General features: G+C 45.0%; 15 protein-coding genes. All 15 read left to right on the forward strand.

The window, feature by feature from the left end:
* The first annotated feature begins 2 nt into the window (after window positions 1-2).
* The 15 genes from AC1DP6_RS15555 (at window position 3) to AC1DP6_RS15625 (ending at window position 13,520) form a co-directional block, all read left to right on the forward strand.
* Window positions 3-581, forward strand: coding sequence for a phosphatase PAP2 family protein (locus tag AC1DP6_RS15555; RefSeq protein ID WP_441572398.1), 579 nt, complete (start codon window positions 3-5; stop codon window positions 579-581).
* The gene (locus AC1DP6_RS15560) at window positions 578-1,309 is read left to right on the forward strand and encodes a ZIP family metal transporter (protein ID WP_477055642.1); all 732 of its coding nucleotides are present in this window, start codon (window positions 578-580) and stop codon (window positions 1,307-1,309) included. Before AC1DP6_RS15555 ends, AC1DP6_RS15560 begins: the two co-directional genes overlap by 4 nt.
* A 23-nt stretch (window positions 1,310-1,332) precedes the next feature.
* Window positions 1,333-2,622, forward strand: a complete 1,290-nt coding sequence (locus tag AC1DP6_RS15565) for a hemolysin family protein (protein ID WP_477055643.1) — start codon at window positions 1,333-1,335, stop codon at window positions 2,620-2,622.
* Window positions 2,623-2,770: 148 nt separating this feature from the next.
* Window positions 2,771-4,306: a flexirubin biosynthesis tyrosine ammonia-lyase FlxA gene (gene flxA, locus AC1DP6_RS15570; protein WP_441572395.1), complete on the forward strand. Its 1,536-nt coding sequence runs from the start codon at window positions 2,771-2,773 to the stop codon at window positions 4,304-4,306.
* Window positions 4,307-4,352: 46 nt separating this feature from the next.
* Window positions 4,353-5,081 (forward strand): flexirubin biosynthesis SDR family reductase FlxB, encoded by a 729-nt coding sequence (gene flxB / locus AC1DP6_RS15575; protein WP_441572394.1) that lies wholly within the window; start codon window positions 4,353-4,355, stop codon window positions 5,079-5,081.
* Between the two features lie 139 nt (window positions 5,082-5,220).
* Window positions 5,221-6,447 (forward strand): beta-ketoacyl-[acyl-carrier-protein] synthase family protein, encoded by a 1,227-nt coding sequence (locus AC1DP6_RS15580; RefSeq protein WP_477055644.1) that lies wholly within the window; start codon window positions 5,221-5,223, stop codon window positions 6,445-6,447.
* Between the two features lie 94 nt (window positions 6,448-6,541).
* Window positions 6,542-6,799, forward strand: coding sequence for a phosphopantetheine-binding protein (locus AC1DP6_RS15585; RefSeq protein ID WP_441572392.1), 258 nt, complete (start codon window positions 6,542-6,544; stop codon window positions 6,797-6,799).
* Window positions 6,799-7,674, forward strand: coding sequence for an LpxL/LpxP family acyltransferase (locus AC1DP6_RS15590; RefSeq protein ID WP_477055645.1), 876 nt, complete (start codon window positions 6,799-6,801; stop codon window positions 7,672-7,674). Before AC1DP6_RS15585 ends, AC1DP6_RS15590 begins: the two co-directional genes overlap by 1 nt.
* A 75-nt stretch (window positions 7,675-7,749) precedes the next feature.
* The gene (locus AC1DP6_RS15595; protein WP_477055646.1) at window positions 7,750-8,175 is read left to right on the forward strand and encodes a hotdog family protein; all 426 of its coding nucleotides are present in this window, start codon (window positions 7,750-7,752) and stop codon (window positions 8,173-8,175) included.
* Window positions 8,176-8,181: 6 nt separating this feature from the next.
* A complete protein-coding gene (locus AC1DP6_RS15600) occupies window positions 8,182-8,937 on the forward strand; it encodes a hypothetical protein (RefSeq protein WP_477055647.1) in 756 nt (251 codons plus the stop codon).
* A 3-nt stretch (window positions 8,938-8,940) separates the two neighbouring features.
* Window positions 8,941-9,360, forward strand: a complete 420-nt coding sequence (locus tag AC1DP6_RS15605; RefSeq protein WP_477055648.1) for an acyl-CoA thioesterase — start codon at window positions 8,941-8,943, stop codon at window positions 9,358-9,360.
* Window positions 9,361-9,371: 11 nt separating this feature from the next.
* Entirely contained in the window at window positions 9,372-10,517 is a 1,146-nt protein-coding gene (locus tag AC1DP6_RS15610; RefSeq protein WP_477055649.1) for a beta-ketoacyl synthase N-terminal-like domain-containing protein, read from the forward strand.
* Between the two features lie 13 nt (window positions 10,518-10,530).
* Window positions 10,531-11,592 carry an SAM-dependent methyltransferase gene (locus AC1DP6_RS15615; protein ID WP_331956524.1) on the forward strand — a complete coding sequence of 354 codons (1,062 nt, stop codon included), beginning with the start codon at window positions 10,531-10,533 and terminating at the stop codon, window positions 11,590-11,592.
* 49 nt (window positions 11,593-11,641) lie between these two features.
* Window positions 11,642-12,898 (forward strand): NAD(P)/FAD-dependent oxidoreductase, encoded by a 1,257-nt coding sequence (locus tag AC1DP6_RS15620; RefSeq protein ID WP_441572387.1) that lies wholly within the window; start codon window positions 11,642-11,644, stop codon window positions 12,896-12,898.
* A complete protein-coding gene (locus AC1DP6_RS15625; RefSeq protein ID WP_477055650.1) occupies window positions 12,891-13,520 on the forward strand; it encodes a hypothetical protein in 630 nt (209 codons plus the stop codon). Before AC1DP6_RS15620 ends, AC1DP6_RS15625 begins: the two co-directional genes overlap by 8 nt.
* Window positions 13,521-13,532 lie beyond the last annotated feature (12 nt).

Genomic DNA, 13,532 nt, shown 5'->3' on the forward strand with positions numbered 1-13,532 from the left:
CCATGCTTGAATCGATACTCCGTGAAGATCTCAGATTATTTTTTCATATTAACGGGCAATGGCATAACGCTGCGCTGGATGTTATCCTGCCTTTTGTGCGGGAACCTTTTGTGTGGGCGCCTTTGTACCTTTTCCTGGGTTTATTTGTGACCATTAACTATGGCTGGAAAGGACTTTTCTGGATCCTTTTCTTTTTGCTGTGCTTTGGCCTGGCAGATCAAAGCAGCCTGTATCTGAAAGGGGCGATAGGAAGGGTGCGGCCTTGCCGGGACCCTGTGGTATCGCATTACGCCCGTGTGTTGGTGGTATACTGCCCTATGAGCGGAAGTTTTACTTCTAACCACGCCGCGAATCATTTTGCGTTGGCTACATTTTGTTTCATAACTTTAAAATCAGCTTTTCGCCGGTTTGCCTGGTTGTTTTTTGCGTGGGCCGCTATTATTGGCTACGCACAGATATACGTAGGAGTGCACTATCCGCTGGATGTAGCCGGTGGTGCTTTACTGGGCATTTTAATCGGACTGCTCAGCGGAAGTTTCTTTCAACGCCGCATAAGACTGGAGTCTGAACTCACATCATGAACTGGAATTATCTGATATTAATACTGGCTGCTACAATTGTTGGTGGGTTGATACCCATGACAATAAAACGTATTCACGCCAACTTTTCTATTTACCTGCTGGCCTTTACCGGCGCCTTTCTTTTTGGGGTTATCATTATGCACCTCCTGCCGGAAGTGTATCATGAACTGGGGCATCAGGCAGGACTGTATATTGTAGCAGGATTTTTTCTGCAGGTATTCCTGCAGCAGTTGTCACACGGTATGGAGCACGGGCATACGCATGTGCCGCAGGAAGACCATCATCATATTGCCGTAACACCGCTGTTGCTGGGACTTTCCATACATGCTTTCATGGAAGGGGTTCCCCTGGGATTTAAGTATGACGATCATTCTGCACTACCTTCACTGATGGTGGGGGTGGCCGCACATAAAATACCGGAAGCATTAACACTGATCACCGTGATGATGCATGCACATAAAAAAAGGGCGGATCTCTGGCGGATCCTGCTGGCATTTGCACTGGTAACACCGCTGGCCGCTATCCTGGCAGGATGGCTGGGCAGCCGATTCGAAATTGTACAGCATTACCTTTTATACCTGGTAGCGCTGGTAGTAGGTGCATTTCTGCACATTTCCACTACTATTTTTTATGAAAGTGGTACAAAACATCATGAACTCAGCAGGAAAAAGGTCATGGCAATAGCACTAGGACTGCTTTTGGCATTTCTTACCCTGATATTTGAATAATTTTTTATTTTTAGGCTTTATATATGGAAGTCGTCATTATCCTCATCCTTATTTTATTGAATGGCCTGTTCTCGATGTCCGAGATAGCATTGGTCTCGGCCCGGAAGATCCGTTTGGAAAACCAGGCCAATAAAGGGGATGAAAAAGCAAAGGCAGCTTTAAAGCTGGCCAATAATCCGGACACCTTTCTTTCTACCGTGCAAATCGGTATTACCCTGATTGGCATCTTAACGGGTATTTATTCAGGCGAAAACATCAAAACTGATGTGATGGCCTGGCTTAATACATTCCCCGTTATACAGCCCTACAGCAGTGCGGTAGCTACTACCATCATTGTAGTGACGATTACTTATTTTTCTATGGTGCTGGGTGAACTGGTACCTAAACGTATAGGGCTGGCGAAACCGGAGGCAATTGCCAAAAATATGGCAAAGCCAATGCAGGTCCTTTCCTGGCTTACCTTTCCTTTCATTTGGTTGTTGTCTGCCTCCACTACGGTGCTGGTGAAATTATTTAATCTCAAATCCGGCGATTCACACGTAACGGAAGAAGAGATCAAGGCAATTATCAACGAAGGCACCAACTCCGGCGCTATCGAAGAAACAGAACAGGAAATCATTGAACGCGTATTCCACCTGGGCGACCGTAACATCACCTCGCTCATGACTTACCGGAATGACATTACCTGGCTGGATATTAATGAGCCTGCCGGCGACTATCAGCGGAAAATTCATGACAGCCTGCATTCTGTATATCCTGTCTGCGATGGACAGATAGACAGTATTAAAGGACTGATCACCATAAAAGACCTGTATACCGTAGCCGGAAAATCGGTGCCACTGGCTGATATTATCCGCAAACCCTTGTTTGTACCGGAAAATAATACAGCTTACCAGGTGCTTGAAAAGTTTAAGGAAACGCATTTACACGCAGCCTTTATTGTGGATGAGTATGGTACATTCCTGGGAATGATCACCCTGAATGATATCCTCGAAGCCATTGTGGGAGATATGCCGGAAACTGCCGAAAGTGATGATTACGAGATGGTTCTGCGTGAAGACGGCACCTGGCTGGTAGATGCACAGATCCCGTTTTATGATTTCCTCGAAGAATTTGATAAAGAAGACTGGATGACGGAATTTGAGCAGGATTTTGATACGCTGGCCGGCTTCATCCTGCATCACCTGGAACATATTCCGCAAACTGGTGAAAAGTTCACCTGGCGAGACTTTACATTCGAAATAGTGGACATGGATGCACATCGTATAGACAAGGTATTGGTGACACCGCCAACACAGCATGTGGAAGAATAAGTATTGACCCCAAAGCAAAATAAGTAATAATCGCATGCGTAATTACCCGTAATTCGTTTGGGACCGTTGTTATTTATTTGGATAAATCTAGCTTTATGCTAATTTTGAGCACTTTTTTACATATACAAATAATTTAATTTAAGATAAAATGGTTGCAATAGGAAGTAAGGCGCTGTCCCTGGATGAAGTGTACAGGGTCCTTTTGGGTGGAGAAGAGCTGACATTAGAAGCAGCAGCTCTGCAGCAGGTGGAAGCTAGTTTTTTATTCCTTGAGAAATTTTCGGCAAAGAAACTGATCTACGGCATCAATACCGGTTTTGGTCCTATGGCTCAATACCGCATCAGCGATGAAGATACCTTCCAGTTACAATATAACCTGATCCGCAGCCATAGCTCCGGTGCAGGCAAATGTATGTCACCATTGCATACAAAATCCCTGATGATCGCACGTTTGAGCAGCTTTATGCAGGCACATTCAGGCATCCATCCGGAAGTAGTACATCTCTTAAAAGATCTGATCAACAAAAACGTATATCCCTGTGTGTTTGAACATGGTGGCGTAGGCGCCAGCGGCGACCTGGTACAGCTGGCCCACCTGGCCCTTGTACTGATTGGCGAAGGAGAAGTATGGTATGAAGATAAATTTCAGCCTACGGCAGAAGTATTTGCCCGATTGAACCTCAAGCCTATAGGCATTCACGTAAGAGAAGGACTGGCCATTATCAATGGCACCTCCGCCATGACAGGCGTAGGACTGGTGAATCTTATCGAAGCCAAAAAACTCCTTGGATGGTCTGTGGTATTATCTGCCATGATCAATGAAATCGTAGAAGCATTTGACGACCACCTGTCTGCGGAACTGAATGCGGTGAAAAAGCATGAAGGACAGCAACAGATTGCGGCTAAAATGAGAGAAATACTGACAGGCAGCAAAATGGTCCGCCATCGCCCTGATCATCTCTATAAAGAACTGGAAGAAGAAATTTTTAAAGATAAAGTACAGGAATATTATTCCCTGCGCTGCGTACCACAAATCCTGGGCCCCGTGTACGATACACTGGTACAGTCAGAAAAACTGGTGGTGCAGGAACTGAATTCAGTGAGCGATAATCCCGTAGTGGATCATCACCTGGAAAATGTTTTCCATGGCGGTAACTTCCATGGCGATTATGTCTCTCTGGAAATGGACAAAATAAAAATTGCCATTACCAAATTGTCTATGCTCGCAGAAAGACAATTAAACTATCTTCTGAACGATAAATTGAACCATAAATTCCCGCCGTTCATGAATCTCGGAAAACTTGGCTTCAATTTTGGAATGCAGGGCGTTCAGTTTACGGCTACATCTACCGTGGCGGAAAACCAGACGTTGTCATTCCCGATGTATGTACACAGCATTCCGAATAACAACGATAACCAGGATATTGTTAGCATGGGCTGTAATGCTGCCATCATGACGAGTAAAGTGATAGAAAATACTTTCCAGGTATTGGCCATACAGGTGATGACGATGTTGCAGGCGGTAGACTACCTGAATTGTCAGGATCGTTTGGCTGGTTTTTCTCATAAGGTATACCAGGAAGTAAGAGCAATATTTCCTAAATTTATTGAGGATAGCCCGCGTTACAAGGATCTTCAGAAAATTAAGGAATACCTGATAAAAAATGTGCCCGTAGAGTTTTAGTTCATATTAGATGAGCCATCATTTGTAATCCGAAATTTGTAATTCAATGAAGTGTGCATTAGTAACAGGAGGATCCAGAGGAATAGGAAGGGCAGTTTGTGTAAAAATGGCCGAAGCAGGTTATCATATACTCATCAACTACAAAGGGAATGAAGCAGCAGCACTGGAAACCCTGGAGGCGGTAAAAGCAAAAGGGAGTACAGGTGAACTGTTGCAATTTAATGTGGGAGATGCCGCAGAAGTGCAGCAGGTGTTGGGCGGATGGGTAGAAAATAATAAAGATCAGCAGATAGAAGTCCTGGTAAATAATGCCGGTATTCGTGAAGATTCCCTGATGTTCTGGATGAATGAGGCGCAGTGGGGAAACGTATTGAATATCAGTTTGAATGGTTTTTTTAATGTGACGAAGCAGGTATTGAATAACATGTTATTAAAACGTTACGGACGTATTATTAACATGGTGTCGTTGTCTGGTATCAAAGGGTTACCTGGCCAGACAAATTATTCCGCCGCGAAAGCAGGAGTTATCGGCGCTACCAAAGCCCTGGCCCAGGAAGTAGCCAAGAGGGGAGTCACCGTAAATGCCATCGCACCCGGATTTATTAAAACAGATATGACAGCAGAACTGAATGAAAAAGAGCTGGCTGCGCAGGTGCCTATGAACCGCTTTGGTACACCGGAAGAAGTAGCGGAAGCAGTAGCTTTCCTCGCTTCCAAAGCAGCGGGTTATATCACTGGTGAAGTATTAAACATCAATGGAGGGTTGCACACCTGAGGAGCATTTAGCCATTAGCTTTTAGCTGTTAGTAAATGCAGCGAAGCGTATGTTATGCTAATCTCCGCTGCATTTACTAACAGCTAACAGCTAATAGCTAAATGCCTGATCAAAGCTAACCGCTAAAAGCTACGAGCTTATGAAAAGAGTAGTGATCACTGGAATGGGAATCTACTCTTGCATTGGAAAGGATATGCAGGAAGTAAGAGATTCATTGTATCAGGGTAAATCCGGTATTGTGCTGGACCCCGAGAGGAAAACTTTTGGTTACCGGTCAGGATTAACCGGCTATATAGAAAGACCCGAGCTCAAAGGGGTACTGGATCGCCGATCAAGGATCATGATGCCGGAACAGGCGGAGTTTGCTTATATGGCGACCAGTGAAGCCCTGGCGCAGTCGGGGATCACACCTGAATATATTGACTCCACTCCCATAGGACTATTATACGGTAATGACAGCTCTGCAAAACCAGTGGTGGAAGCCAATGACGTAATGCGGGCAAAAAAAGATACCATGCTGGTAGGTTCCGGTTCTGTATTCCAGACCATGAACTCTACGGTGAACATGAACCTGGCCACTATTTTCAAACTCCGTGGGGTTAACTTTACCGTGAGCGCGGCCTGTGCCAGCGGTTCCCATGCTATCGGCATGGGATATATGTTTATCCGCAACGGGATGCAGGATGCTGTTATCTGCGGTGGTGCACAGGAAGTGAATCTGTATGCCATGGGCAATTTTGACGCTATTGGCGCCTTCTCCGTCAGGGAAAATGAACCTGCCCGCGCGTCCAGGCCTTTTGACCGTGATCGCGATGGACTGGTACCCAGCGGTGGCGCGGCTACCGTGATACTGGAAAGCCTGGAGTCAGCTCAAAACAGAGGGGCTACCATTTTAGGTGAAGTGATGGGATATGGCTTTTCCTCCAACGGATCACATATCTCGAATCCTACAGTAGACGGGCCCGTACGTTCCCTGGAAATTGCCCTTAAAGATGCAGGGCTCCAACCCGGTGATATCGAATACATTAATGCACATGCTACTTCCACACTGGCAGGAGATGCCAGCGAAGCCAAAGCCCTGCATGAAGTATTCGGCGCTTCCAGGCCTTATGTCAGCTCCACCAAATCCATGACCGGCCACGAATGCTGGATGGCCGGTGCCAGCGAAATTGTATATTCCATGATCATGATGAAACACGGGTTTATAGCACCCAATATTAACCTGGAAAATCCTGATGAGGATGCCGCCCGGTTAAATATTGTGAGCAGTACAATTAATAAAAATTTTAATATATTTTTGTCGAACTCTTTCGGTTTCGGAGGTACTAACTCCTCTCTTATTGTAAGGGGGTGGAACGGACAATAAATATTCTTAACTTTGGTCCTTGGATCAGGATCGTTAGACCAACTAAGTTGCAATAAATAAATTTAAAAACGACCTATATCTGATTTCACACTTTATGGACATTAGAGAAATAATTACTGTTACGAATAAGTTTCTGGTAGAGGAGTTTGAAGCAAACGCCGAATCAATTACACCTGAAGCAAATATGAAGTCCACACTGGATCTTGACAGTCTGGATTATATTGATATGGTGGTAGTGATAGAAGATAACTTCGGATTTAAAGTAAATCCTGAAGATTTCCAGGCTATCATCACCTTCCAGGATTTCTACGATTACGTAGCCACTCGTGTACAACAAAAAGAACTGGTATAATGCCTTCCTGGCAAGGAAAGTCAAAAGGGAGTAAGTTTGGATATAGTTGTTTTGTTTTCCTGCTTAATAATGGGGGAGTAATGCCAGCTTATCTGCTGCTAAGGTTCGTGGCTTTCTATTTTTTTGCATTTTCCTGGAGCTCCTCAAAACCTCTCTATCATTATTTCCGTACAAAAATAGGATACGGCAAGTGGCGCTCATTGCTTAGTCTGTATCGTAATTATCATGTGTTTGGTCAAACGCTGATCGACAAAGTAGTAGTGATGGCTGATATGTCCAATAAATTCACTTTTGAATTTGAGGGCGAACACCATTTGCGTGAAATGATTGCCGGTGGTAAGGGTGGTATCTTACTGAGTGCCCACCTGGGTAACTGGGAAGTAGCCGGACATTTGTTCAAACGCCTGCAAACCCGTATCAATATTGTCATGTTTGACGGAGAACACCAGCGTATCAAAGATTACCTGTCTGGCATTACCGGCGACCGTAACATGAATATTATTGTGATCAAAGACGACCTGTCACATATTTATGCCATTAATGAGGCCTTGAATAATAAGGAAATGGTATGTATGCACGCCGACCGTTTTCTGCCTGGTAATAAAACACAGACTACTTCCTTTCTGGGCCAGGATGCCCGATTTCCAATGGGCCCCTTTTTGCTGGCCGCTACTTTCCGGGTACCGGTTTCAGTCGTATTTGCCTTCAAAGAATCTTCCACGCACTATCATTTCTATGCGACTGAACCCAAACTGTATCACGGGCGCCGCAACGAGGGAGTGGAAACTTCACTGAATGATTTTGTGCAGCGCGTGGAAGAAAAAGTACACCGTTATCCGGTTCAATGGTTCAATTATTACGATTTTTGGGAATAATGCGTGTTTTTACTGTTCATAATTTCGTATAATTCTAGTTATTTCGTGTTTCATATTTAATAATAACTTGCGCAGATGTTTATTCATACAGATGATATAACCGCCTATATACCTCAGCGTACGCCAATCGTAATGATTAGCGGTATCCTGGAGGTGAATGGTCCTGTAACCCGAACCGGCTTTCACATTGCAGCAGACAATATTTTTGTGGAGAATGGGGTCCTCACCGCCCCTGGTCTGATGGAAAACATTGCACAAACAGCAGCTGCCCGCATCGGGTATATCGCCAAACAGGAAAACAGCCCCGTTCCATTAGGGTTTATTGGCGCCGTGAAAGACCTGGAAATACTGGAACTGCCTCCTGCAGGACAAATGATTGAAACCACTACGGAAATCGGCGGTGAAGTATTCAACGCCACCATGGTAACCGGTAAAGTGATGTTTGAAGGCCGCGTAATGGCACAATGCGAAATGAAAATCTTTATCAATCCCATAATTTAGAATAATATGAACTGTAGAAAATTTATCGCACTACCATTGATGGTTTTAAGCATGTTCGCAATGGATGCCCATGCTCAGAAATTAAAAAACTTCCTGGAAAGTAAAGACTCCTCTTTCCTCTGGCTCGGAGTGGACTTTACCCAGGCAAAACTGATTGGTGATGCAGCTGCAAAAACAGATGCCATCGTAGATCATGAATTTACTGCCCTTAACCAGGTAATTGTAAATGAACAGAAGAAATATGATGTGCCAGGCGCATTTCATCGTGAAAAGTACAATACCAGCATTACCCAGGTAAATAAGCATAACGAAGGCATTAATAAAGATGCCCTGTTGTCAGACGAATCCTCCGACTTTGAACGCCTGAAACCGGAAGACATCACCAAAGTGGTGAAATCTTACGATTTTTCCGGCAGACATGGTATAGGTGTAATGATCGTCATGGAAGGGATGAGCAAAACAAGCAAAAGTGCTTCTATGTGGATCACCGTGATAGATATGGACCGCAAAAATGTACTGATGACAGAACGTTACATCGGTAAAGGCCAGAAATGGAGCTTCGCATGGCGTAACTATTGGCTGGCTACCATCAAAAGCGCACTGGGTGACTTTGATGATGACTACAGTAAGCTGAAAACCAAATACGCAGATACCAAAGATGTCGAAGATGCAAAACCAGTAGTAGCACCTGCGGAAAAGAAAGAAGCTAAAACCGGTGTCGCTACAAAAGAAACAAAGAAACCAGCGAAGAAGAAAGGATAAATCATGACACTCACAGCCAGCACGAACATACTAATACGATTTAATGAAGCAGACCCGCTGGGAATAGTATGGCACGGGCATTATGTGCAGTATTTTGAAGACGGCAGAGAAGCTTTTGGCGAAAAATACGGACTTCGTTACCTGGATATTTTTGAAAAAGGATACTCCGTTCCGGTAGTGAACATACAATGCGATTACAAACGCTCTTTACGCTATGGCGACAGGGTAGTAGTAGAAACAAAATATGTGGATGATCTGGCCGCCAAAATAAAATTTGAATATATTCTTACCAATCCGGCAACAGGTGAAGTAGTGGCAAAAGGATCTTCAGTTCAGGTATTCCTGGATAAAGAAACATCCTCCCTGCAACTGTTAACACCCGCTTTTTTCAGTGAATGGAAAAAAACACACGGACTGGTATAACTAAGGGTGATATGCAACAGGTGTATGTAGTAGCAGATAATATTGTGGGGCCTTTGGGCGGTACTACCCGGGATAATTTTGACCAGGTTTTACTGGGCAACAGTGGCATAAGTTTGCAGGAAAATGCAGCTTATGCCGCTGCTCCGTTTTATGGCGCTATGATGGCGCCAGGTCAGCTGGATACATACACCGCTGCATACAACCTACACGGATACACGACATTTGAAAAACTGCTGGTGGCGTCTGTACAAAATGCCCTGCAACAAACAGGGATTACATTAACAGATAAACGTACCGGTTTCCTTATTTCCACTACCAAGGGAAATATAGAACTACTGGAGCAGCAGCCTGAAGGAGCCACTGTACCATTGGCAGATTTGCAGTTGTTTTCTTCTGCTAATAAAATAGCGGCACATTTTAAGGCAGTCAACCAGCCAATGGTTATCAGCAGTGCCTGCATATCAGGACTGGTAGCTATTTTAACCGGTAAACGACTCATCGAATCGGGTCGTTACGATCACGTAGTGGTTGCCGGAGCCGATGTGCTGACCCGCTTTGTGTTGTCTGGATTTCAATCTTTTCAGGCAGTAAGTGCCGTTCCCTGTAAACCCTTCGATGCCAACCGCACCGGGGTAACATTGGGAGAAGGTGCTGCCACCGTTATCCTCAGCAGGGACAACCACAACGCCGCTTTTTCATTGGGCGCCGGTGCTATCAGCAACGATGCCAATCATATATCAGGCCCGTCCCGTACTGGTGAAGAGCTGGCAGCAGCCATGCAACTGGCTATAAATGGCAGTGGACTCACCGCTGCCGACATCGGATTTGTATCCGCACATGGCACGGCTACATTGTATAATGATGAAATGGAAGCGAAAGCGTTACACCACGCCGGTTTAAGCCAGGTGCCGGTAAACAGTCTCAAAGGATACTACGGCCACACCCTTGGTGCAGCCGGACTCATAGAGGCGATCATTAGCATGCAGGCCATGAAGGCTGGTGTAATATTGCCAACAAAAGGATATGAAAACTCCGGTGTAAGTATGCCGGTCAACGTTAATAATACCCTGCTGCACAGGCCATCTGCCCATTTCCTGAAAACAGTATCAGGTTTTGGAGGATGTAATGCAGCCATGGTCTTTAATCTTAACAGCTAAACAAGTTATTGTCGTGTTTAATAAAGAAACAAAAACAGCACTGGAAGCGAAAGAAGCTGCATTGCGTCTGGCATTTGCCCCTGTTGCTTTTCAGGCTACCAGGGCATTGCGTGATATGGGCATTTTAACTGCAGTAAGCAACAGCCGTTCTGCAGGCATCACCATTGAAGAAATAATGGAGCAAACAAAAATGTCCCGCTATGCAGTAAGAGTATTGCTGGAGGCAGGTTTAGGTATGGAACTCGTGATCGTAAATGATAAACGCTATACCCTCACCAAAACAGGCTACTTTATTTTACATGATCAGCTTACCCGTATTAACATGGACTTTTCTCAGGATATCTGCTATAAAGGCATGAATCACCTGCAGGAAAGCCTCACAGAAGGAAAGCCCGCCGGCTTGCGTGAACTGGGCCCATGGGATACCATCTATCCCGGCCTGTCACTGCTGCCACCTGAAGTAGGTAAAAGCTGGTTCGACTTCGACCACTACTATTCCGATCTGGCTACTCCCGCCGCCCTGGATATTGTTTTTGAGAAACATCCAAAACGTCTCCTCGATATTGGTGGTAACACTGGTAAGTGGGCACTGGCTTGCACTGCCAAGGATCCGGATGTGGAAGTAACCATCTTTGATTTACCGGGGCAGGCCGGACTGGCACAACAGAAAATGAAAGATGCTGGTGTAGAAAACCGCGTACATTTTCATATTGCCAATATCCTGCACGAGGAACTCCCTTTCCCTAAAGGCTTTGATGCCATCTGGATGAGCCAGTTCCTGGATTGTTTTTCTGAAGCTGAAATTGTGTCTATCCTGAAACGTTGCCGCGAAGCGCTCAACGAAGATGGTATTGTATATATCCTGGAACCATTCTGGAATCGTCAGCAGTTTAAGTCTGCCGCTTTCTGTCTGCAACAGACTTCCCTGTATTTCACAGCGATGGCCAACGGCAACAGCCAGATGTACCACACAGATGATTTCTTTCAATGTATTGAAGATGCCGGTTTAACGATTATCGAAGAGAATGATCAGATGGGCATGAATTATACATTGCTGAAATGTAAGAAGAAATAGAAATTCCAATTGTCACACAATCATCTATAATTCCCAAAATCGATCTCTTATGAAAACTGAGCAAGTTGATGTACTGGTAATAGGAGCAGGTCCGGCAGGAACGGTAGCAGCATCTATTATTCACCAGGCAGGGTACAAAGTAAAAGTGGTGGAAAAGCAAAAGTTCCCCCGTTTTGTTATTGGCGAAAGCCTTTTGCCCCGCAGTATGGAAGCCCTGGAAGAAGCAGGGTTCATCGATGCCATCAAAGCAAAAGGTTTTCAGCAGAAATACGGTGCCAAGTTCGTGAAAGGCGATGCTACCTGTGATTTTACCTTCCAGGAGCAATACACCCCCGGTTGGACCTGGACCTGGCAGGTAACCCGTGCCGATTTTGATAAAACCCTTGCAGACACCGTAGAAAGTATGGGCGTTCCCGTATCATACGAAACAACGGTGACAGCTATACGTTTTAATGGGTCCGATTCTGTGACAACTGTGGAAGATAAAGATGGTAATCAATCTGAGATTGCTGCCCGGTTTATAGTAGATGGTAGTGGTTACGGCAGGGTAATTCCTAAACTGTTTAACCTGGAGAAGAACTCCAATCTGCAACCCCGTAAAGCGTTGTTTGCCCATACGGTGGATGTTCGCCGCTCTATGGCAGATGAACCTAACCGTATTACGGCTGTTGTGCATAAAAAAGGTGTCTGGATCTGGATCATTCCTTTTGCTACCGGGGTTACTTCCCTGGGATTTGTGGGAGATCCGGAGTTTTTTGAACAATATCCAGGCACAGATGAAGATAAATATCGCGCTTTACTGGAAGCAGAACCTTATACCAGAGAGCGTTTCCGCGATGTAGAACTGGTATTTGAACCAAGGATTTTACAGTCCTGGTCTGCTACTACTGATAAGTTTTACGGTGATGGATTTGTGTTAACCGGAAATGTAACAGAATTTCTGGACCCGATTTTCTCTTCTGGCGTAACTTTGGCCTGTGTATCTGCTCAAACAGCGGCAAAGCTGGTGATCAGAAAGCTGAAAGGTGAGGACGTAGACTGGGAAAAAGAGTACATGGAGCCAACCATGCAGGGGGTGAATACCTTCCGTTCTTATGTAATGGCCTGGTACGAAGGTACCCTGGATACCATTTTCTTCAAGAAAGATGCGGATCCGCTGATCAAAGGACAAATTTGTTCCGTACTGGCTGGTTATGTGTGGGATATGAATAATCCATTTGTCAAAAATCATGAGACCGCGCTTAAACGCCTGGCCAGAACAATAGAATTAACAGAAAAGTTAAAAAGTAGTTCAGAAATTGAATAGTGAGTCGGCATATATTACAGGGAGTTGTATCATTCGTCATAACAAGGTGTATCTGAATGGTACATTGTTATGGGAGGCAGCGCAGGAGCTGGAGGTATCTGATTTTCTGCGGGCAGGTTACGACCGTTTTTCCGGTCAGTATCCTAAATTTCATAAGATGGATGCCCTCAGCAAGCTTGGCTGGCTGGCGGCGGAAATATTGCTGAAAGATACAATGGTACATACCTTGCCGCCGGAACAGGTAGGCATGGTATTATCAAACCGGAGTAGCAGTCTGGATACAGATCTGCGTTACTATGCCACCGTGAAGGATTTTGCCAGTCCGGCCTTGTTCGTATACACGCTCCCCAACATTGTAATGGGGGAGATATCGATCCGGCATGGTTTTAAAGGGGAGAATACTTTTTTTGTGTCAGATACTCTTGACACGGCGCTGATGAGCACTTACCCGGCACAGCTGCTGGCAGAAACGCCTTTAAGGGCTTGTATCTGTGGTTGGGTAGAAGTAATGGAACAACAGTATGAGGTAGCATTATTCCTCGTGGAAAATAAACGAACAGACAAAGCGCAGCCTTTAACAGCAGCGGCTTTGTCAGCGTTTTATCAACAAACAAATAGTTAATAACTTTAATCA

Source organism: Chitinophaga sp. 01L420, from assembly GCF_056399985.1.

What these genes read in the sequence shown, in the direction of transcription:
- AC1DP6_RS15560 (WP_477055642.1), top strand. Translation starts at nt 578, where the DNA reads ATGAACTGGAATTATCTGATATTAATACTGGCTGCTACAATTGTTGGT.
- flxB (WP_441572394.1), top strand. Translation starts at nt 4,353, where the DNA reads ATGAAGTGTGCATTAGTAACAGGAGGATCCAGAGGAATAGGAAGGGCA.
- AC1DP6_RS15590 (WP_477055645.1), top strand. Translation starts at nt 6,799, where the DNA reads ATGCCTTCCTGGCAAGGAAAGTCAAAAGGGAGTAAGTTTGGATATAGT.
- AC1DP6_RS15605 (WP_477055648.1), top strand. Translation starts at nt 8,941, where the DNA reads ATGACACTCACAGCCAGCACGAACATACTAATACGATTTAATGAAGCA.
- AC1DP6_RS15620 (WP_441572387.1), top strand. Translation starts at nt 11,642, where the DNA reads ATGAAAACTGAGCAAGTTGATGTACTGGTAATAGGAGCAGGTCCGGCA.
- AC1DP6_RS15610 (WP_477055649.1), top strand. Translation starts at nt 9,372, where the DNA reads ATGCAACAGGTGTATGTAGTAGCAGATAATATTGTGGGGCCTTTGGGC.
- AC1DP6_RS15595 (WP_477055646.1), top strand. Translation starts at nt 7,750, where the DNA reads ATGTTTATTCATACAGATGATATAACCGCCTATATACCTCAGCGTACG.
- AC1DP6_RS15580 (WP_477055644.1), top strand. Translation starts at nt 5,221, where the DNA reads ATGAAAAGAGTAGTGATCACTGGAATGGGAATCTACTCTTGCATTGGA.
- AC1DP6_RS15555 (WP_441572398.1), top strand. Translation starts at nt 3, where the DNA reads ATGCTTGAATCGATACTCCGTGAAGATCTCAGATTATTTTTTCATATT.
- AC1DP6_RS15585 (WP_441572392.1), top strand. Translation starts at nt 6,542, where the DNA reads ATGGACATTAGAGAAATAATTACTGTTACGAATAAGTTTCTGGTAGAG.
- AC1DP6_RS15600 (WP_477055647.1), top strand. Translation starts at nt 8,182, where the DNA reads ATGAACTGTAGAAAATTTATCGCACTACCATTGATGGTTTTAAGCATG.
- AC1DP6_RS15565 (WP_477055643.1), top strand. Translation starts at nt 1,333, where the DNA reads ATGGAAGTCGTCATTATCCTCATCCTTATTTTATTGAATGGCCTGTTC.
- flxA (WP_441572395.1), top strand. Translation starts at nt 2,771, where the DNA reads ATGGTTGCAATAGGAAGTAAGGCGCTGTCCCTGGATGAAGTGTACAGG.